Annotated in this window: 17 protein-coding genes; 9 read left to right on the top strand and 8 right to left on the bottom strand. The window is 66.4% G+C overall.

The genetic code is table 11. The features are described 5' to 3' along the window. Nucleotides 1-51: 51 nt before the first annotated feature. Both dnaN and dnaA read right to left on the bottom strand, forming a co-directional pair. Entirely contained in the window at nucleotides 52-1,221 is a 1,170-nt protein-coding gene (gene dnaN, locus AB0N05_RS19885) for a DNA polymerase III subunit beta (RefSeq protein WP_364695875.1), read from the bottom strand. A gap of 845 nt (nucleotides 1,222-2,066) precedes the next feature. Then, nucleotides 2,067-3,983 carry a chromosomal replication initiator protein DnaA gene (gene dnaA / locus AB0N05_RS19880; protein WP_364695872.1) on the bottom strand — a complete coding sequence of 639 codons (1,917 nt, stop codon included), beginning with the start codon at nucleotides 3,981-3,983 and terminating at the stop codon, nucleotides 2,067-2,069. Nucleotides 3,984-4,550: 567 nt separating this feature from the next. Here dnaA and rpmH point away from each other — a divergent pair. From rpmH to AB0N05_RS19835, 9 genes are all read left to right on the top strand, one after another. Beyond that, a complete protein-coding gene (rpmH, locus tag AB0N05_RS19875) occupies nucleotides 4,551-4,694 on the top strand; it encodes a 50S ribosomal protein L34 (RefSeq protein ID WP_084479245.1) in 144 nt (47 codons plus the stop codon). Between the two features lie 83 nt (nucleotides 4,695-4,777). Continuing rightward, the gene (gene rnpA / locus AB0N05_RS19870) at nucleotides 4,778-5,197 is read left to right on the top strand and encodes a ribonuclease P protein component (RefSeq protein ID WP_364695868.1); all 420 of its coding nucleotides are present in this window, start codon (nucleotides 4,778-4,780) and stop codon (nucleotides 5,195-5,197) included. Then, complete coding sequence (gene yidD, locus AB0N05_RS19865; protein ID WP_364695865.1) at nucleotides 5,194-5,526, top strand: membrane protein insertion efficiency factor YidD; 333 nt, start codon at nucleotides 5,194-5,196, stop codon at nucleotides 5,524-5,526. The genes rnpA and yidD overlap by 4 nt, the downstream gene beginning before the upstream one ends. A 4-nt stretch (nucleotides 5,527-5,530) precedes the next feature. After that, nucleotides 5,531-6,625, top strand: coding sequence for a membrane protein insertase YidC (gene yidC / locus AB0N05_RS19860; RefSeq protein ID WP_364695862.1), 1,095 nt, complete (start codon nucleotides 5,531-5,533; stop codon nucleotides 6,623-6,625). 48 nt (nucleotides 6,626-6,673) lie between these two features. Continuing rightward, nucleotides 6,674-7,222 carry a protein jag gene (locus AB0N05_RS19855; protein ID WP_364695859.1) on the top strand — a complete coding sequence of 183 codons (549 nt, stop codon included), beginning with the start codon at nucleotides 6,674-6,676 and terminating at the stop codon, nucleotides 7,220-7,222. A gap of 110 nt (nucleotides 7,223-7,332) precedes the next feature. Continuing rightward, on the top strand, nucleotides 7,333-8,043 hold the full coding sequence (rsmG, locus tag AB0N05_RS19850) for a 16S rRNA (guanine(527)-N(7))-methyltransferase RsmG (protein ID WP_364695857.1): 711 nt from the start codon (nucleotides 7,333-7,335) through the stop codon (nucleotides 8,041-8,043). Between the two features lie 496 nt (nucleotides 8,044-8,539). Next, nucleotides 8,540-9,562 (top strand): ParA family protein, encoded by a 1,023-nt coding sequence (locus AB0N05_RS19845; protein WP_364695854.1) that lies wholly within the window; start codon nucleotides 8,540-8,542, stop codon nucleotides 9,560-9,562. A 36-nt stretch (nucleotides 9,563-9,598) separates the two neighbouring features. Further along, nucleotides 9,599-10,624 carry a ParB/RepB/Spo0J family partition protein gene (locus tag AB0N05_RS19840; protein ID WP_364695851.1) on the top strand — a complete coding sequence of 342 codons (1,026 nt, stop codon included), beginning with the start codon at nucleotides 9,599-9,601 and terminating at the stop codon, nucleotides 10,622-10,624. Between the two features lie 164 nt (nucleotides 10,625-10,788). Next, nucleotides 10,789-11,511, top strand: a complete 723-nt coding sequence (locus tag AB0N05_RS19835) for a GNAT family N-acetyltransferase (RefSeq protein WP_364695848.1) — start codon at nucleotides 10,789-10,791, stop codon at nucleotides 11,509-11,511. Nucleotides 11,512-11,583: 72 nt separating this feature from the next. Here AB0N05_RS19835 and AB0N05_RS19830 read toward each other — a convergent pair whose 3' ends face one another. The 6 genes from AB0N05_RS19830 to murJ form a co-directional block, all read right to left on the bottom strand. Further along, on the bottom strand, nucleotides 11,584-12,777 hold the full coding sequence (locus AB0N05_RS19830; protein WP_364695845.1) for an N-acetylmuramoyl-L-alanine amidase: 1,194 nt from the start codon (nucleotides 12,775-12,777) through the stop codon (nucleotides 11,584-11,586). A gap of 295 nt (nucleotides 12,778-13,072) precedes the next feature. Next, nucleotides 13,073-13,411 (bottom strand): thioredoxin, encoded by a 339-nt coding sequence (gene trxA / locus AB0N05_RS19825; protein WP_364695841.1) that lies wholly within the window; start codon nucleotides 13,409-13,411, stop codon nucleotides 13,073-13,075. A gap of 11 nt (nucleotides 13,412-13,422) precedes the next feature. After that, entirely contained in the window at nucleotides 13,423-14,406 is a 984-nt protein-coding gene (gene trxB / locus AB0N05_RS19820; protein WP_364695838.1) for a thioredoxin-disulfide reductase, read from the bottom strand. Between the two features lie 84 nt (nucleotides 14,407-14,490). Continuing rightward, complete coding sequence (locus AB0N05_RS19815) at nucleotides 14,491-15,402, bottom strand: hypothetical protein (RefSeq protein ID WP_364695835.1); 912 nt, start codon at nucleotides 15,400-15,402, stop codon at nucleotides 14,491-14,493. Nucleotides 15,403-15,557: 155 nt separating this feature from the next. Continuing rightward, nucleotides 15,558-16,112: an RNA polymerase sigma factor SigM gene (gene sigM / locus AB0N05_RS19810; RefSeq protein ID WP_364695832.1), complete on the bottom strand. Its 555-nt coding sequence runs from the start codon at nucleotides 16,110-16,112 to the stop codon at nucleotides 15,558-15,560. A 134-nt stretch (nucleotides 16,113-16,246) separates the two neighbouring features. Further along, nucleotides 16,247-20,392 carry a murein biosynthesis integral membrane protein MurJ gene (gene murJ, locus AB0N05_RS19805; protein WP_364695829.1) on the bottom strand — a complete coding sequence of 1,382 codons (4,146 nt, stop codon included), beginning with the start codon at nucleotides 20,390-20,392 and terminating at the stop codon, nucleotides 16,247-16,249. Between the last annotated feature and the right edge of the window lie 79 nt (nucleotides 20,393-20,471).

Genomic DNA, 20,471 nt, shown 5'->3' with positions numbered 1-20,471 from the left:
AAACCCCAGTCGCACCGGTTTTTTCACAGGTTTGTCAACACTGTGCACAGGTCAGCCGGGCAGTCGGACCGGCATCAGCAGGTAGACGTAGCTACCGGTCAGGGCCGGGAAGGAACCCGAATCCAGCTGCTGCGGATCCTCTTCCGGCGCCGGCAGCAGAACCGCCGGACGGCTCGGAGTGGTGAATCCGAAGATGACCCGCTCGGTGTGCAGCGCGGACAGGCCGTCGACCAGGTAGCCCGGATTGAAGGCGATGGTCAGCGGCTCACCGCGGAAGTCGGCCTCCAGCCATTCCTCGGCGCGACCGGCGTCATCGCCACCGGCGGAGAGCAGCAGGCCCTCCTCGGAGAACTCCATCCGCACCTGGGCGCCACGCTCGGCCACCAGGGCCACACGCTTGATGGCCTCGGTCAGCACGCTCACCGCGACGGTGACGATGGAGGTGTGCTCCTTGGGGAGCAACTGGCGGAACTTGGGGAATTCGGCATCGAGCAGGCGCGTGGTGGTGCGGCGGCCGCCGTTCACGATGCCGAGCAGGCCATCGCTTCCGGTGCCGAACGCCAATTGCACCGGCTTGTCGGAGGATCCGAGCGTCTTACCGGCCTCGGACAGGGTGCGAGCCGGGACCAGCACCGCGGTCTCCACATCGGCGCGCCCCGGATTCCACTCCAGCTCGCGCACAGCCAGCCGGAAACGGTCGGTGGCGGCCAGGACGACCTTGGGGCCCTCGATCTCCACCCGGATGCCCGTGAGCATCGGCAGGGTGTCGTCGCGGCCCGCGGCCACGGCCACCTGACCGACGGCGGCGGAGAACAGGTCCACGCCGAGTTCGCCGGTCTGGGGAGGAAGTTCGGGAAGCTGGGGATAATCCTCGACCGGCATGGTGGGCAGCGAGAACTTGGCGCTACCGCAGGCGATCAGCACGCGAGTGCCGTCCACCGACACATCCACCGGCTTGTTGGACAGCGCCTTGGTGATGTCCGCCAGCAGGCGACCCGACACCAGCACCTGTCCGGGCCCCGCGACCTCGGCCGCCACCCGCATCTGCGCGGAGACCTCGTAGTCGAAGCCGGAGACCGTCAGGCCATCTTCGTCGGCCACGAGGAGCACGCCACCGAGCACGGGCACCGGAGGCCGCGACGGCAGGCTTCGGGCCACCCAGGCTACGGATTCGGCGAAGTCCTCGCGAGCGACCCGAAACTTCATGCTTGCAAGCTCCATCGCCCGGTCTGTCCTCTCCCAGTCGCGTACGTGATGTCTCGGCGCATCGAGCGCCGGTCGTGCAGGCGGAATCTCTTCACGAGTGCTGAATCGGTCGCCCCAACGAAAGTCTGGCACAGGGCACCGACAGGAGAGACCGTACCTGCGTAGCGGGCACACGCCTACTCCGACCCTCCGGGCTATCCGGGAAAGCGGACAGGGACGCATCGGAGGCGAACGGCTCGGCCGAGCCTCCTCGACTCCTTCTCCTCCATGCCTCGTTCGAGTCGGGAGGGGCTACCCCTCGAACCGTTCACTCCCAGACCGACTTTCCACACACCTGTTTTAGAAGAGAGTTCTCTAAGGAGAGAAATGAAGTAGTAGTAGGTCGTGTGGAAACTGTGGACTTCGCCGGTTTCCGCAGTTCGGAGGGCGCGGCGGCATGGGGATGTCTCGAGGGTGACTCGAGGATGAACTCCGGGCGACTGTGGAGCGAAGCCCTTAGTACACATTCATCCTCGAGCCATCCTCGAGTTGCTCCCCGGTTTCCGCCCCGGTAGCCAACATCTGCATGAATCGGGGGACAACTCGAGGATTCCTCGAGGACTGAACAGGGACTCCTCGAGGAATCCACAGGGGACAAATGGGATCCGGGCAGGTCAGCCCTCGAGGATGAATCCACCTGTGGGAACTGTGCACTACCGGTTGTGCACCGCTGTTAGTAGCGACCTGTGCGCAAACCGGTGCATAACAGTGGGATTCCTCGAGGAATCCACAAGCCATCCTCGAGGAGTCCTCGAGGAATCCACAACCCGGAAAACAGAAGACCCCCACGTCAAGTGACGTGAGGGCCTGTGGACTGTGGATCAGCGCGAACGCTGTTTAATTCGGGCTGTTAGTTCTTGAACCTGGTCGTATACCCGGCGCCGCTCGGTCATCTCCTTGCGCACCTTCTTGTCGGCGTACATGACCGTGGTGTGGTCGCGGCCGAAGGCCTGGCCGATCTTGGGTAGGGATAGGTCGGTGAGCTCGCGGCACAGGTACATGGCGATCTGCCGGGCCTGCGCCAGCGGCCGGGCCTTACCCGGACCGGTCAGCTCTTCCAGCGTGGTGTTGAAGTACTCCGCGGTCACAGCCATGATCGTGGACGCCGTGATCTCCATGGTGGCCGCGTCCGGCATCAGATCGCGCAGCACCACCTCGGCCAGCGACAGATCCAGCGGCTGCCCGTTCAGCGACGCGAACGCCGTCACCCGGATCAGCGCGCCTTCGAGCTCACGGATATTGCGCTCCACCCGGGTGGCGATCAGTTCCATCACGTCGTGTGGCACATCCAGGCGGTCCATCCGGGCCTTCTTGCGCAGGATCGCGATCCGCGTCTCCAGCTCCGGCGGCTGCACGTCGGTGATCAGGCCCCATTCGAAGCGGGTGCGCAGGCGTTCCTCCAGGGTGGCCAGCTGCTTGGGCGGCCGGTCCGAGGACACCACGATCTGCTTGTTCGCGTTGTGCAGGGTGTTGAAGGTGTGGAAGAACTCCTCCTGGATGCCTTCCTTGCCCTCGATGAACTGGATGTCGTCCACCAGCAGGATGTCGGTCTCCCGGTAGCGGCGCTTGAACGCCACCTTCCGGTCGTCGCGCAGCGAGTTGATGAAGTCGTTGGTGAATTCCTCGGTGGACACGTACTTCACTCGCATGCCGGGGAACAATCGCTGCGCGTAGTGGCCGGCCGCGTGCAACAGGTGCGTCTTGCCCAAACCCGAAGCGCCCCAGACGAACAGCGGGTTGTAGGCGCGCGCCGGAGCCTCCGCGATGGCGACCGCCGCGGCGTGCGCGAACCGGTTGGACGCGCCGATGACGAAGGTCTCGAAGGTGTACTTGGCGTTCAGGCTATTGGCCGAGGACGGCTGCGAGGTCTCGCGTTCGGGCGACTTGTTGAAGTAGGTCGGCCAGGAATTGCGGGCATTGACCACCGGCTCGTCGTCGTGGTCGTCGTCCACGTCCACCGGTCGGCGCGCGGTCTGCTCATCCGGCATCCGGCGCGGCTCGTCCTGCATGCGCCTGGGCTCGTCCTGCATCCGGCGAGGTTCTTCCTGCATCCGGCGCTGCGGCTGCATGGTTTCCGGGTCCGGCTCGGGCGAGAACAGCGATTCCTGTCCCGGCGGCATGGCCGGGGCGCGATTGTCCCGCCTGCGGGAGGGCTGCTGGGGCTCGGGAGTGGCTTCCGGCAACTCTTCGGCCATCTGCGGCTGCCCGAATTCCACAGGTGGATAAGCATCGCGGTCGCCGTACTCGACGGGGTAGTCCTGGGGAGGCAGGTAGCGGGGTGCCTCGTACTCCTGTGTGCCCTGGTAGCGGTCCTGTGGACGGGGGGCCGGCGACGGTTGAGCAGCCGCGGGCGCGTACCCCATCTGCTGGTGATCAGGCTCACGCGGACGTTCGGGGCGGGAGGTCATCCGGGCGTGCCGGGGCGCGTTCGGGGAGCGGTCGACCGGGGAGTTCTGCTGGGCGCGGATGCGCACGCCGAGGCCCTCGACCTGGAGTCCGCGGCGGGCCAGGGAACGCAGAATGGGTTCGCGCAGATCGCGTTCCACGACCTCCTGGGCCATGGTGCCGGGCACCGAGAGCAGGGCGAATCCCTGCGCGAAGGTGATCGGTTCGATAATGCCGAGCCAGGCCTTGTGCGCCTTGCTGACCGGCTGTATCTCACCGTCGGCGGAGCCGCCCGCCAACTCGGCGATCACCTCTGGCCAGACAGCGGTCAACACATTCTGCTCGTCGTCCACGAACGTCGTCCTCCCCGGATGTAGGTCGATAGGAGCAGACGGCGTGCACTGCTCGGCTAACCCCCGTTGACCGGGCATGGCGAGGTACCGTCGGCCCTACGAATATGCCACTCCAGGGGTATTTCCACACAATTATCCACAGATGTGGACAACCTGGGGATGCGCGTCATTTCGCGGCGTTTCCCCCGAATCGGGCGCGTACCTGCGGTTCTCCAGCTACTAGCTGGCAACACTTCACGCGGTCTCGCTGAGCCCTGGAAAGGACCGTACACGAATCCCCCCGCGACACACGAACCGCCTGGACGCCACGCCCGATAGACTGCGATGGCAGCGCCACGAAGGCCGGACCAGCAGCGCGAATGCCCGCGTTCACCCCGAGTTTGACCCATGTCCAGTGGGTCAGTACCCTTCTACAGTCACCCTATGGTGCGGTGGCGGCTGCCTGCTGCCCGTGCCGACAAGGGTATTGCGCACCGAGAGATCTCCTGATTTCTCGCGATGCACACCGTTTCACCGAAAAAGCTTCGGGCGTCACCGTGACGCCCACCACCTAGAGGAGTGTTGACCGTGGCCAAGGGCAAGCGGACGTTCCAGCCGAACAACCGTCGTCGGGCGCGCGTCCACGGCTTCCGTCTCCGGATGCGTACCCGTGCGGGTCGCGCCATCGTGTCGGCGCGCCGTGAAAAGGGCCGCAAGACTCTCACGGCCTGATTCGGTAACCCGGATGCGGCGCATGTTCTGCTCGCCGTGCCGTCTCCGATCCCCCATCAGCCCGTACTCCGACGGACGCTCAGGTGCTGCCTGAGCCCAATCGGCTGCATCGTCGTACCGACTTCTCCCGGACGGTGCGTCAGGGCCGGCGGATCGGGAGACGGGATCTCGTTGTGCACGTACTGCTACACGACGATCAGACGAACACGGAATCGCCGTCCATTCGGACGGGCGGTCCGCGTTTCGGTCTGATCGTCAGCAAGGCGGTGGGTCCAGCGGTGGTTCGCCACCGGGTGGCCCGCCGCCTGCGTCATATCTGCGCAAGCTTGGCGGTCGACCTGCCGAGCGGCGCGGACATTGTCATTCGCGCCTTGCCGGGCGCGGCGGACGCTCCCTCCACCGAATTGGAACGGCAGATGCGGGGCGGTCTACGCAAACTCGGCACTCTCGCCGTGATCAGTGAATCCCACACTGAATCCGGGACAGCCGGCACCGACTCATGAATGTCCTGCGCGCCGCTGCCCGGTTACCGGCCAAAGCTCTGATATTTCTCATCGAGCTGTATCGGACCTACATCTCCCCCACCCGCATGCCGGTGTGCCGGTTCACTCCGACCTGTAGCGAGTACGCGGTGACCGCGCTGCGCACCCGCGGACTGTTCGTCGGGCTCGGACTGGCAGCCGTTCGTTTGGCGAAATGTGCGCCCTGGCACCCTGGTGGGTGGGACCCCGTACCGGAGAAGTCGCAACACGCGCGACACCGGCACGCGGCATCAGCTTTTGAAGGGTCACCGTCCGCGGTGACCGGCGATACGAACGACGGGAGTGCATAGAGCCGTGCTCGACTTCATCTATTACCCGGTGTCGGCCATTCTGTGGTTCTGGCACCAAGTCTTCGGGTTCGCGCTGGGCAAGAACAGTGGCATTGCCTGGGCGCTGGCCGTTGTGTTCCTCGTGTTCACACTGCGGCTGGTGCTGTACAAGCCGTTCGTGAAGCAGGTCCGCACCACGAAGCAGATGCAGGAGCTGCAGCCGCAGATCAAGGAACTGCAGAAGAAGTACAAGAACGATCGTCAGCAGATGACGGTCGAGATGCAGAAGCTGCAGAAGGACCACGGCTTCAATCCACTCATGGGCTGCCTGCCCGTGCTGCTGCAGGTGCCGGTCTTCCTCGGTCTGTTCCATGTGCTGCGCTCGTTCAACCGCACCGGTACCGGTATCGGTCAGCTTGGCATGTCGGCCTACGACAATGCGCACACCCCGAACTACATCTTCGGTGTCGGCGACGTTCAGTCCTTCTTGACCGCACGGCTTTTCGGCGCTCCGCTGTCCGGCTTCATCACCGAGCCGATGAAGGTGCTCGAGTCCTTTGCCGACTACGGCGGGGTGCCCAGCAAGGTGGCCATCGCGGCCGTCTCGATCCCGCTGATGATCATCGCGGGCCTGGCGACGCACTTCAACGCGCGCGCTTCGGTCGCGCGGCAGAGCGAAGCGGCCGCGGCCAACCCGCAGGCCGCCATGATGAACAAGCTGGCGCTGTGGGTGTTCCCGCTCGGTGTGCTCGTCGGTGGTCCCTTCCTGCCGATCGCCATCCTGATCTACTGGGTCTCCAACAACATCTGGACCTACGCGCAGCAGCACCTCGTCTTCGGCCGCATGGAAGCGGAAGAGGAAGAGAAGAAGGCGCAGGCGCTGGAGCGCCGGGCCCAGAACGCGCCGAAGCCGGGCGCGAAGCCGGTCGATGTCCGCAAGAAGCAGGATGCCGCTCCCAAGCAGGACGCTGCTCCCAAGGAGGATGCGGTGACCGATGCGGTGGACACCACGAAGAAGGCGGCCGCGCCGCAGGCTTCGCAGAACGGTGCCGCCAGGCAGACCGGCAATAAGAAGCGGTCCGGCAATCGTGGTCGCGCCAATCAGAAGCGCCGTCGCTGAATCTTCTACGGCGCGTAGCGCCGACAACTCCAGATGAAGGAAACAACCATGACTGTTGAAACCGACGGAGGGGACCCCACTGTGACGGCTGCGACGGCGGCACCGGCCACCGCGGCAGAGGCCGCGACCGATACCGAGGAAGCGCTCATCGAAGAGGGTGAGATCGCGGGCGACTATCTGGAGCAGCTGCTCGATGTGCTCGACTTCGACGGCGATATCGATCTCGATGTCGAGGGCGATCGCGCCATTGTGAGCATCGACGGCGGTAAGGATCTGGCGAAGCTGGTCGGCCGTCGCGGCGAAGTCCTGGACGCGCTCCAGGAGCTCACCCGGCTGGCCGTGCAGCAGGCGACTGGCATTCGCAGCCGGCTCATGCTGGATGTCGCGGGCTGGCGTGCCAACCGTCGCTCCGAGTTGGGCGCCCTCGGCATCGAGGCCGCCAAGCGGGTGCTGGAATCCGGTGAGCGCGAGGCGCTCTCCCCCATGACCCCGTTCGAGCGCAAGATCGTGCACGACGCGGTCGCCACTCTCGAGGGTGTCATCAGCGAGAGCGAAGGCGTCGAGCCGAACCGCCGCGTGGTCGTTCTCCCCGAATGAGATTCATCGGCCGCGTGACACGCGGTCAGTAGTAAAGGCAGGGCCCCCGGGTCGACATGACCGGGGGCCCTACTCTTGTCTTCAGTCAGTTGCGCTCCGCCCGAGGAAGGATGTTTCACGTGGAACCAGGCATCGAAGTGACCGATCAGGTTCTCGTCGAACCACCCGCCGCGGCCGCCGTCGTCTTCGGGGACCGCCTCGACAAGGCGCGCCTCTACTACCGCGCGCTCGCCGGTGCGGGGGTGGAGCGCGGACTGATTGGACCTCGCGAGGTGCCCCGGCTGTGGGATCGGCACATCCTCAACTGCGCGGTGATCGGCGACCTCATTGCCGAGGGCGCGACCGTGGTGGACGTCGGCAGCGGCGCGGGACTGCCCGGCATCCCGCTCGCCATTGCCCGGCCCGATCTCCGGATCACCTTGGTGGAGCCGCTGCTTCGCCGCACCGTCTTCCTCTCCGAATTCATCGAGGAGGCGGGCCTCGACAATGTGACCGTCGTGCGCGGCCGGGCCGAGCAGCCGGGCGTGAAGAAGGAAGCCGGCGGCGCGGATGTGGTGACCTCCCGCGCGGTCGCTCCCCTGGCTCGGCTGGCCGGTTGGTCCATGCCCCTCGTCCGCGACAATGGACGGATGCTGGCGCTCAAGGGAATCAGCGCCGCGGAGGAACTGGAACGCGATCGTGCGGATCTGACCAAGGCGGGCGCGGGTCGCGCCGAAGTCCTGGAATGCGGTGTGGGAGTTCTGGAGACACCCACCGTGGTGATCAGCGCCGAGCGGCTCCCCCGTCCCGAGCGCCGCGGTTCGAAGTCGAAGCGCCGCTGACTCAACGAGATCGAGAAGACGGCCCGCGTTCTCGATCGTCACAGTGACAGTTGGTCCCCGACCCTCGGCTTGGGGGTTCGCTGCCGTACTTCAATGTTTCCCGTGAAACACGGCTCCCCCGCATTCCCTCCCCCCGAGCATGTTTCACGGGAAACATGTCCCGCCTCATCTCCCGCGTGTGTCATGTTTCCCGTGAAACATGCCCCAGAGTTGATGTCGGGTTGCTAGATTCGCGTGTCGCACTCGGTTAGTTGCCTTTCAACTTCCGTATTGTGTCTCCTACTGGCAAGCTAGTGATCGTCGAGCGTGAACGCAGACCTGCTGCCCGGCACCGGCTCGAAATCGGCTGGCGATCAGCTGGGAACGGCTTCGGAATGGGCATCGATCTCGCACCTCGCACCCTCTCGGTGACTTCGCAGCGTTGCGTGATGATCGGCCTCAGGTGCGGAAATCAGCTCGGCCACGTGTCTTTGAGTTCTCGGGGTTAGGAGCCTGTATGTCCAACGGTCCGGCGAATGTTTCACGGGAAACAACGTCCCGGGTGCCCGGCATGCTCGATGGTGGTTCGTTCGATGCGGAGGAATTCAACCGCACCCCGTTCGGGAACATCTCCCCCACCGAGACTCCGATCGCCGCCGCGGCGCAGCGCGCGAGCCAGGTGCTGCACCACACCAACGCGACTGTTCCCCGCCCCAAGGAGCAGCGCGTCATCACCATCGCGAACCAGAAGGGCGGCGTGGGTAAGACGACCACCACCGTGAATCTGGCCGCCGCCCTGGCGATCCAGGGGATGCGGGTGTTGGTGATCGATCTCGATCCGCAGGGCAATGCGTCGACCGCGCTCGGCATCGAGCACCACTCGGGCATCCCCTCCAGCTATGAACTGCTCATCGGCGAGTGCACGGTGAGTGACGCCATCCAGCAGAGCCCGCACAATGAACGGCTGTTCTGCATTCCGGCCACCATCGACCTCGCCGGTGCGGAGATCGAACTCGTCTCGATGGTCGCCCGCGAGGGCCGGTTGAAGGCCGCCATCCAGGAGGCGAATCTCGCCGGGTACGACATCGACTATGTGATGATCGACTGCCCGCCGTCGCTGGGTCTGCTCACCGTCAATGCGATGGTCGCCGCCAAGGAGGTGCTGATCCCGATCCAGTGCGAGTACTACGCGCTGGAGGGTGTGGGTCAGCTGCTCCGCAATATCGGTCTGGTGCAGTCGCATCTGAATCCCGAATTGCATGTCTCCACCGTCGTTCTCACCATGTACGACGGTCGCACCAAGCTCGCCGATCAGGTGGCCGAGGAGGTGCGTAGTCACTTCGGTGAGGCGGTGCTGCGCTCGGTCATCCCCCGCAGCGTGAAGGTTTCCGAAGCGCCCGGCTATGGCATGACGGTCCTGGATTACGATCCGGGTTCGCGCGGTGCGATGAGCTATCTGGATGCGGGACGAGAGATGGCGGCGCGTTCGGCGCGCCAAGCTGCGCCGGCGACTTCGCCTGGCGCAGAATCCGGTGTGTAGTGCCCAGTCCGAACAATGAGAGGGGTCGGTAGACCGATGAGCCAGGCGAAGAAGGGTGGACTGGGACGCGGTCTTGCCGCGCTGATCCCGACCGGGCCCACAGCGACACCGGGGCTCGCCGCCGCGACTCCGGGCCTCGGTAGTGCCGCCGCCAACGTCGTCATCGGCATCGATCCGATCGGCCCGCAACCGGCGTCGGCCTATCTGCATCGCGTTCCGGATCCGGTCGACAGTCTGGATGCGGGCGCGGTGTATCGGGAGATCCCGCCCGAGCAGATCGTGCCGAACCCGAAGCAGCCGCGGAAGGTCTTCGACGACGAGGCGCTCGCCGAATTGGTGCACTCCATCAAGGAGTTCGGCCTCATGCAGCCCATTGTGGTGCGCGAGGTCGAGGCGGGCGCGAATCCGCGCTATGAGCTCATCATGGGCGAGCGGCGTCTCAAGGCCAGCAAGGAGGCGGGACTCACCGCCATTCCGGCCATTGTGCGCGAGACGGCGGACTCGGCGATGCTGCGGGATGCGTTGCTGGAGAACATCCATCGCGTGCAGCTGAACCCGCTCGAAGAGGGCGCGGCATATCAGCAGCTGCTCCAGGAATTCGATGTCACCCACGACGAACTCGCTTCGCGAATCGGCCGTTCCCGTTCGACCGTGACGAATATGATTCGCCTGCTGAATCTTCCGATTCCGGTGCAGCGCCGGGTCGCGGCCGGTGTGCTTTCCGCCGGGCATGCCCGCGCGCTGCTCGCACTGGAGGGCGGTACGGAGGCGCAGGAGGCATTGGCCGCGCGGATCGTCGCGGAAGGCATGTCGGTTCGGAGCACCGAGGAAGCCGTCAAGGTGGCCAACTCGAATCCGGATTCGGCGGCCACTCCCCCGGCGCCGAAGCGTAAGCCGATCCAGATGCCGGGTTTGCAGGATGTGGCGGAGCGGCTGTCGGAATCCTTCGACACCCGAGTTTCGGTGAGCCTCGGCAAGCGTAAGGGCAAGATCGTCGTCGAGTTCGGTTCGATCGATGATCTGGAGCGAATTGTGAGTCTGATGGAGCAGTCCAAGCTCTGAAAAAGCCCCAGACCCGAGGTCGGGGCTGAAACGTCACTGTGACGATGCCCGGATTCTCGATGCAGAAAGAGGCGTGTTGCGTTGATCGCTTATTCTTGCTGGCGAGCATTTATTGATGCGGCGTGAGTGTGGATGAATCGGACAGCTGGAGGCTGAGCAGAGCGGTGTCGACCAGCGTTACCGCACTTACCCTCGGCGGACTCGACAAGCTCCCGGCGCACGCGCGGCGGTGCGTGTTCTGGGAAATCGATCCGGCGGTGGCGGCGGACTCCCGTGAATACAGTGACCCGGTCTTCGAGAAGGAGGCCTGGCTCTCCACCGTGCTGCTCGAATGGGGTTCCTGCGGGCAGGTCGCGGCGATCGATGACAATATCGCGGGTTGCGCGCTGTACTCGCCGCCCAGTGCGGTACCGCGTGCCGGACTGTTCCCCACCTCCCCCGTGAGCCCGGATGCCGTGCTGCTGACCACGCTGCGGGCCGAATTCCCGTATCAGGACACTGATGTAGCCCATCAGCTCGTGCAGGCCGTGGTGTCGGATCTGATCCGTCGCGGCGTGCGGGCGATCGAGTCGTTCGGGTTGCGCCAGGATCCGCCGTCGACCGCCATGCCGGATCTCGGTTCGCTCATGTTGATGGAGCGGATCGCCCCGGCCCGGCTGCGCGGCAATGCGGCGCAGGCCTTCGAATGCTCCCCCGAGTCCTGCATGATCGACGCCGACTTCCTGGAGGAGGTCGGCTTCAAAGTGGTTGCCGCGCATCACCGTTTTCCGCGGCTGCGGCTGGAGCTCGATCGCGACCACCTGTGGAAGGAAGATGTCGAGCGCGCGCTCGATCAGCTGCTCGCGGCCGCGGCCCAGGAGGCTCCGACCCGGGTCTGCACCTTCTGACCCCTCTCGACAACGAAAAACCCGCCGTCCCAAGCACATCGGGGCGGCGGGTTTTTTATTGTTTCGGGACCGTCAGATGCGGTCGGCGGCGGCCAGCTCTTCCGCGAGCAGTTCGGCGAAGGTGTAGGTGCCGGTGGGCTGGTCGTCCTGCCCGAGCAGGTACAGCCGCTTGACCGAGATGAGGATGGCCTCGGCGATCACATCGCGCATGCGCGGGTTGGTGAGCACCGAGGAGTCGTAATCACTGGAGAGGTAACCGATATCGACCTGCACGGTCGGCATCTTGGTGAGCCGCAGCAGATCCCAGGTGCGGGCGTGGGTCCGGCAGTCCTGCAAGGAGGTTCGGGCCACGATCTCGCGCTGGATGAATCCGGCCAGCACCTGGCCGATCATCGAGGTGGAGCCGTGCGAATTGCCGAAGTGGAAGCTGGCGACGCCGCTGGCCGAGGTGCTCTGATTACCGGCGCAGCGCAGCGAGATCATCAGATCGGCGTCGAAGGTATTCGAGGTTTCGGCGCGCTCCGCATCGGAGGGGTTGGCTCCCCACGGCCGGGACAGGAAGGTCTCCATGCCGGTGGCGGCCATGCGGCCCTCGAGGCGGCTGGCCAGATCCCAGAGGATCTCCGATTCGTACACGTCACCGAATTCGGTGGGTACGGGTGCGCCCTTGTCCGGCCCGCCCAGGCCCGGATCGATGACGATGCGCTTACCGGTGAGCTGCGGCCCGGCCCGGTGCACGACCTCTTCCTCGGCAATGCGATGCGGATTGCCGCCGGTCACGCGGGCGCCGAGCAGGTCCAGCGAGCGCAGCGTGTCCGGACCGCAGATGCCGTCGGAGGACAGGCCGATCTCACGCTGGAACGAGGTGAGCGCGTCGTGGGTGTGCGCGCCGAAATGGCCGTCCACCCGGTGCACATAGAACCCCAGGTCTTGCAGACGCCGCTGCAAGGTGGCGACATCGTCACCGTAGAGGGGTGCGGACAGCTGATAGATCAGCGTGCGCGCGCCGAGCCGGTAGGAGGCTTCCTTGAGGGCTCGATAGGTGGCCGGACCGACCACGCCGTCGACCAGGAGTCCGCGATGCTGCTGAAAAGCGCGTACGGCGGAGTCGAGATCATGATCGAAACTGGCGTCGGAATCTTTCCAGTACTCCCCATTACCGGTGTGATCGGTGTTGGGGTGGGTGTGCAGGAAACCCAGGCTTGCCAGGGTGCTCCGAACCTCTGCTACGGCTGGTCCAGTATCGCCGTGACGAAGTCGGTGCATGCGTGAGAGCCCTTTCCTTCCGCCAACCCGGGTACCCACTCGTGCAGCGGTTCACACCTTCGCACGACCGGAGCGTCGGTCGATATGTTTCATACCCGGACCGAATAACGGCAACTGTCGAGTGCAGGAATCCTACCCCGACGGTGGCGTCAGGGAACGCAGGTGGAAGCTTGCCCTAAGGCAACTTTCCACCTGCGGCCGAAATCTTACCTGGGCGGTGGCAGCGTCAGGGGCCGAAGGCGGAAGCTTGCGTCACCACGCAGGCCCCCGCTGCCGCCGCAAATATATACAGCGCTTAGAGAACGCCCTCCAGTTCGCGCAAGAGGGCCGCTTTGCCCTTTGCGCCGACGATTCGCTTGACTTCCCGGCCGCCCTGGAACAGGACCATGGTGGGCAGCGACAGGATGTTGTAGCTGGCCGCGGACTCCGGGTTGTTGTCGGCGTCGACCTTGGCGATGGTGATCTTGTCGGCATTGGTCGCCGCGATCTCCTCGAGCACGGGGGCGACCATCTTGCACGGGCCGCACCAGGCCGCCCAGAAGTCGACCAGCACCGGCTTCTCGCTGAGCAGCACGTCGTCGGCGAACGTCTTGTCGGTGACCGTCTTGGTGGCGGTGGTCTTGGCGTCGGTCATGGCGAGCTCCTTCAGTTGTTCACTTCTACACGCGTACCGGCGTGATCGAGCGTATTGGTGGTGATGTCGCCCTGCTCGGCGAGCCAGCGTTCGGCGTCGATGGCCGAGCGGCAGCCGGTGCCGGCGGCGGTGATGGCCTGGCGGTAGGTGTGGTCCACCAGATCGCCCGCGGCGAAGACGCCCGGCAGCGAGGTGGCGGTGCCCTGGCCCTGGACCCGCACGTAGCCCTCGTCGTCCAGTTCGACCTGGCCGCGCACCAATTCGCTGCGCGGGTCGTGGCCGATGGCGACGAACAGACCGGTGGCGGCCAGTTCCGAGGTCTCGCCGGTGCGGGTGTCACGCAGGCTGAGGCTGGTCACGCTCGAATCCCCGTGCACCTCGGTCACTTCCGTGTTCAGCACGAAGCGGATCTTCTCATTGGCCTTGGCGCGCTCGAGCATGATCCGGGAGGCGCGGAACTCCTCGCGGCGGTGGATGATGGTGACGCTGGCGGCGAACTTGGTGAGGAAGGTCGCTTCCTCCATGGCCGAGTCGCCGCCGCCGACCACCACGATGTCCTGGCCCTTGAAGAAGAAGCCGTCGCAGGTGGCGCAGGCGCTGACGCCGCGGCCGAGCAGCTTCTGCTCACCGGGGACGTTCAGGTAGCGGGCCGCGGAACCCATGACCAGGATCACGGCGTAGGCCTCGAAGGTCTCGTCGCCGACGGTCACCTTCTTGATCGGACCGGTCAGGTCGAGGGCGTCCACATCCTCGGTGCGGATATCGGCGCCGAAGCGTTTGGCCTGCTCCCGCATCTCTTCCATGAGGTCCGGGCCCATGATGCCGTCGCGGAAGCCGGGGAAGTTCTCGACCTCGGTGGTGGTCATGAGCGCGCCACCGAACTGGGTGCCTTCGAAGAGCAACGGTTCCAGCTCGGCACGGGCGGCGTAGACGGCAGCCGTGTAGCCGGCGGGACCGGAACCGACAATGATCAGGTCGCGAACTGGCGTACTCAAAGGACCCTCCGAGGCAATTGTGAAGCGGGGCGTGTCGGTCAACAACAGGGTAAACGCTGTTGTTCCCCGCCCTTCGAGAGGTCGTCAGCGGATCTCCGACCGCGCCAGCACCTGTGGATTGCCTGCGCCGCAGCCCACACCCAGCACGACCACGGTGATGTGCGGGGCTTCCATGCCCGGCAGCAGAACCAGCACGGCCTGCTGCCCGGAGTAGACGACATTGCGTGCGCCGAGCACCGCGCGATTCAGGTCTGCGGCGGCCAGGCACTCGGTGAGGCTGTTGCCGGTGGACAGCGGGCCCGTGATCTGTCGATTGCCCATGGCGGTGAGCACGTCGCTGGGGGCCAGGTTCGTCGAGAGCTCGGTGCCCGCGGCCGGGTGGGCGCTGGGGGCGACCGTGCGGCTGCTGACGGCGTCCACGGCCACCACGGCACCGGTGAGCACGGCCGCGGTCGCCGCGGCGGCGGTGAGCCAGCGCAGGCGGCGGGACGGACGTTCCCCGGGATGGGCGGGGTCGTAGTCGGCGGCCCACTCGGATTGTGTTTCCGGCCCGGCATTCCCGAATTCGCGAGTGTCGAGATCCCGGTCCTCGAGGTCGCGCGGGTCGAGGCGGCCGGTGTCGTAGATGGTGGGTTTGGCGAGCGCGGGCATGGGTGCGGTGGATTCCGGTGCGGGTCGCGGCGGCACCGGGAGGCGGTGCACGGGGGCCACCTGTTCGCCGGTGTCGGTGAGGTCGGCGGTGGCCAGGTCGTCGATCATGCGCTCCAGACGGGCGGTCACCTCGGTGGGCATGGGGTGGGCGACGCCGTCGTCCACGGCCAGCTCGTGCAGGCGGGAATTCACCTGGTCGAGGGAATGTAGATAGCGCATGGCGGCCGGATCGCGGCGCACCGCGGGCCACAGCTGTTCGGAAACCTTGGCCGGCACATTGCCGGCGTGCAGGTCGGCGAGCAGTTCGGCGGAGAAGGGCGGCCGGGGCATCGTCGTCCCTGCCATCGCTGCTCCTGTCTCGTCCATTGCCCCTCCAGGCTCCACTGATCTTGTGTGGATATGGGAATTCGCAGACCTGTCTCAAGTATTCGACGCCCCGGAGTCGGATCCGGTTCCCGTCATCTTGCTCTGTTCGCCGTGAATTCAGGTGTTCATCGAACTCACGGATGTCTCGCGTCGCTGAGGTAGGACTCGAGTCGTTGCCGCCCACGGGCGCACCGGCTTTTGACCGTGCCCTCCGGAATACCCAGCAGGGCAGCGGCATCCGCGATCGAGTAGCCCTCGAGCTCCACGGCGACCAGTGCGGTGCGTTGTTCGGCGGGCAGTGTGAACAATGCCGCGTCGACCACCAGACTGGCCTCCAGCGCCGCGAAATCATCGCGAGCGTAAAGAGGTTCGGGCAGCGCCCCGTCGCCCAACGGTACCGTGCGGCGCAATCGGTTTCGCCGGATGCGATCCAGGCAGGCGTTCACCACGATGCGGTGCAGCCAGCTGCGCACCTCGGCGTCCCCGCGAAATCCCGCGGCGGCGCGATGGGCGGAGAGCAGGGCGTCCTGGAGTGAATCGGCGGCGTCCTCGGGGGTGTAGGAGGCACGCAGGGCGACCTGCCACAGATGATCACGGTGGCGACGCAATAGCTCCGCGAACGCGTGCCGCTCACCGCCGGCATGCGCGGCCAGTAGATCCCGATCGGAGACCTCGGTCACTCGCGACACGACCACAACGGGAGATCATACTGAAGATAACGATTCGGTAGCAATGAATTGCCGCAGAAAAAGTGCAGCTAGCAGCACAATTTCGGGCGAATCGGGCAATGTCGTGCCCGGATGGCATCGATAGCGCAGCCGTATTACGGCGCGGCTTCGAACCTCAGCTCGGCGATGGCCGACTGGAACTGTCCCCCATTGCTGCCCAGCTGAGTGATCCAGACCAGGACGTAACGGGCGGGCTGGTCGGCCCGCACCGGGATTTCGGTGACGCCCCCGCCGAGGGTCGCCGACCCGATCAGTTGGGTCTGATCGAGGGTCGGCGCGGCCGTCGGAGAGGTGCGGATCTCGACCTGGGTACCGGGCGTCGGCGAGTCGATCACCACCTTGGTGAGCTTGCTCGGGCTGCCGAGCGTGGCCAGGATGCCCACGCCCTTCTTGAGCGCCGGGAACTGCTGGAAATACGCGTCGGTGCGCCAGGTGGTGGCCGGATTGTTGTCCAGCACAGCCGAAATGCTGCCGATATTGTCCGGCGTGCCCTCGGGCGAGAACACCATGGCGCCGGTCACCGGGACCGGCACGCCGCCGGAGGTGGTGGCGGCCGGCGCCTGCGACGAACCCGGTACCGCCGGAGCGGAACTGGCGGTGGTGAGCCCGATATTGCGCTGCTCATTGAGCGGCTGTTCGGACGAACCGGGCGCGAACACGCTGACCAGCCACCAGAGGATCACGCCGACCGCGAGCGCGCCGAGCACGCCCAGGCCGACCAGGATCCACATCATGCGCTGCGTGCGTTCCTTCTCGGCCGCAAGCAGTTCCGGATCGGCCAGGGTCTCGTCCGGCATGGACGGCGGCCGCTGGCCCAGGCGCAGCACCGGGATGAAATCGGTCTTCTGGTCGACCACCGAGGCCTGTTCCAGCACGTGCTGGACGGTGGCCGCGGTGCGTACGCCCTTGTTCGACTCGAGTGAGCGCACCGCGACCGCGGAGATCTCGAACGGCGTCTCGGGTCGAATCGTCCTGGGCTCCACCGGGGTTCCGTCCGGACCGAAGTCCGCGAGGGGCAGTCCGCCCACGGTGGCGGCGGATCCGGTGACGCCGCCGGCGCGGATCGGCCATTGTGCGGTGATGAGCGCGTACAGCATCGCGCCCAGGCCGCGCACGTCCGATTGCGCGTCGGAGTCCGACAGGGTGCCGGGGAAGGCGAGCACCGCGTCACCGGAGGCGCTGATGCGCACCCGGTCCGGGTGGTCGATGGACAGCGAGCCGCCGCCGCGGTGGGCCAGTTCGGCCGCGGCCGCGAGGGCGCGCACGGCCCGGGCGGCTCCTATCGGCGACGGCACGGTATCGGCCATCTCCTTGAGCGAGCGGCCGGGCGTCCATTCCGCGACCACGATGCCGCCGGAGGAACCGCGCACCACGTCGAGCACCCGGGCCAGGCCGGGCGAATTGATCCGCCCGAGGCGCAGGGTGCGGGACAGGATGGCCTGTGGCCCATCGTGTCCGGAGTTGTCGGCGGCCTGCTGGTCGGCGTCCACGAAGGTGAGTGCGACCTCGCGGTCGAGTTTCACATCCAGGGCCTGCCAGAACCGCAGTCCGCGCGCGCCGCCGTGCCCGGCGAGCAAGCGGTAACGACCGCCCGCCACCGAGGCTCCGGGGAGCAGTTTGGGACCGCGCTGCACGCGCTTGGTCGGGGCCTCCACCCGCATCGGCGGCATGAGCGGCGAGACCGCTTCGTAGACGCCGGTTTCCGGACCTGCGTCCGGTTCGTCGGGTAGGTCCTCCGGTTCCCCGTGGTCACCGCTGTCGGTGATCCGGGGTGTGGATGGGGGCTGGCCGCCCTGCGGTCCGCTCTGCGCGCCCTGCGTCGGGGGGACATCCGTGGAGAGCCCGCCTCCGGTCGCGGAAGCATCGGCAGCCGGCACGCCGCCCGCCGCGTCGTCGCTCACCCTCGTTCCTCCTTCGCCCTGGTAGTTCGAAGACCGATATGTCGGGGCCGGAACCGGTTCACCGGCCTCCGATGTGGTGCGGAAGCCTGCGTCCTGAGACATGCGGACGGTCTTGTCCGATGTCGCGCGGGTGCTGTCCGACGTCCCTCGATCGTCCGTGGGATCGCCGGATCCGGCGGTTGCGCTTCTCTGCCGAACAGGGTACGGGAACTCGCCCGTGCCGGTGATGTCAACCGCATCGGGACGAATAACCGGCAGCACCATGGTCTGCGCGTCGAGGTACGGATCGAACCGGTAGTAGTACGGCGCGGCACGCAGATCGGGCCTGGGTAGCAGGGTGGTTCCGTGCACGTCGTCCAGCGGCGAGCCGTCCAGATCCAGATCCGGTGCGGGTGGCGTGAAGCCGAGGCGGCGCGAGATCGCGACCGTGATGGCCACGATTTCCGGAATGCCCGCCAGGCGCATCAGGGCGAACGCGACACCGAACATGACGATGGCGGTGATGACCACGCGAATGAACGAGCCGATGCCGCCGAAGGAATCCGAGAGCCGGTGCAGGCCGATCACCTTGTCCGCGATGACCATGACCGCGCCGCCGGCCAGCGAGGCCAGCACGACCCGGCTGATGGTGCGGCCGACATTCGTCATGCGCAGATCGCCGAGACTCTTGTGCAGCAGCCAGCCGCCGATGATCGCGCCCGCCACGAAGCCGAGGCCATTGGCCGCGCCGAGTGCGATGACCACGTGGTCATCGGAGAAGAAGTACGGAGTCAGCACCGACAGGAAGATCTTCACGCCGGTGATGCCCAGAATGATCCAGGTCGGCGTCCACGCCTGTTCACGCGCGTAAAAGACGCGCAGGTGAATCAGCACCAGCGAGTACGGGATCAGGGTGAAGGCGGACCAGGACACGGCCTCGCCGAGCCGCGAGGCGTCGCCGGTGCCGAAGCGGCCGTAGGAGAGCAGCGCGCTGCCGATCTGCGGCCCGGCCAGCGTCAGGAAGGTGACGATGGGGACCAGCGCGATCATGGTGAGCCGGGTCGCGGTGCCGAGATCGTCGACCACGGCCGGGTTGTCGTCGGCGGCGGCATTGCGGCTCAGCCGCGGCATGATCGCGGTCAGCAGGGTCACGCCGAGCACGCCGTACGGGAACTGCAGCAGCAGCCAGGCGAATTGGTAGATGGCGGGACCGGCGGTGTCGACATTGGTCAGCACGCGGGTGGCGACCATCCAGCCGACCTGGCTGATGCCGACATAGAGCAGGATTGCCGCGCCCATGCTGGCGAATTGCTTGAGCCGCGCGTCCACACCCCAGAGCAGTCGCAGGTCGATGCCCTCGCGGCGGATGGCGGGCAGCAGGCTGATCGCCTGCACGACCACGCCGAGGGTGACGCCGACGCCGAGCAGCAGCAGCTTCGGCTCGCCCATCCGGACCGGGTCCAGGGTGATCTCACCGGGCAGCAGCCAGTAGAGGAACAGCACCACCAGCACGACGACGTTGTTCAGCACCGGCGCCCACGCGCCCGGTTTGAACTGCTGATGGGTGTTCAGGATCGCCATGAGCAGCGCCGACATTCCGTAGAGCGCGATGGCGGGCAGCAGGAGATAGGTCAGGGCGGTGGTGAGTCCGGTGCTCACCTTGCCGTCGTCGGGTACCAGCAGCGAGGTCAACAGGGGGGCGCAGATGAGGGCGATGACCGTGCCGGTGCCCAGCACGGTCAGGGCGGCGGTGAACAGTCGCCGGACGAAGGTCGCGCCGCCGTCGGCGTCCTCCTTCTCCGCACGCACCAGGGTGGGCACCACGATGGCGGTGAGCACCGCGCCGAGCAGGAGCTCGGAGATCATGGCGGGCAGCGTGCTGGCGACGGTGAAGGCCGAGGCGATGGCCGGGCCGAGCACGGTGAGCAGCATGAGCTGTTTGCCGAATCCGGTGATGCGGCTGATCAGCGTCGCGACGGCGATGGAACCGGAGTCCCGGACCAGCCTCGCGTTCGAGTTGTCCGACTTGGTGTCCGGGCCGTGCTTCTGGATCCGGGGCTGTTGCGCTGTGGCGGTTCGGGTTTGACCAGGCAGGTTTCGCGGTAGCGGCTGTTGTTGCCGCGGTTGCGGGTTGGGAGCGATGGGGCGTGGATTGGACATGGGCGGGGTCGGGTAGCGCCCTGCGCCTTGTCCCTGTGGGTGATTGGGGTCGCCCTGGCCCGAATGGCCCCAGTGGTAGCGCTCTTCGGGTGCGATGCGGCCGTCCGGTCCGGGGCGCGCGGGTGCCTGCCGCGGCGGAGCCTGTTGCGGCTTCGGCGGTGCTTGCGGCGGGCGCTGTGGCTGGCCCGGCGGGCGGTGCATGATCGGTCCGGATTCGGAGGGTCGCGGCACGCGCGGTGGCGGACCGGACGGTTGACCTGGTTGCGGACGGCCGGGTGCC

This window comes from Nocardia sp. NPDC051030 (genome assembly GCF_040683015.1).
Lineage (GTDB): Bacteria > Actinomycetota > Actinomycetes > Mycobacteriales > Mycobacteriaceae > Nocardia.
Note: the sequence above shows the minus strand (reverse complement) of the source record. Positions and strands in the feature narration are given on the sequence as shown.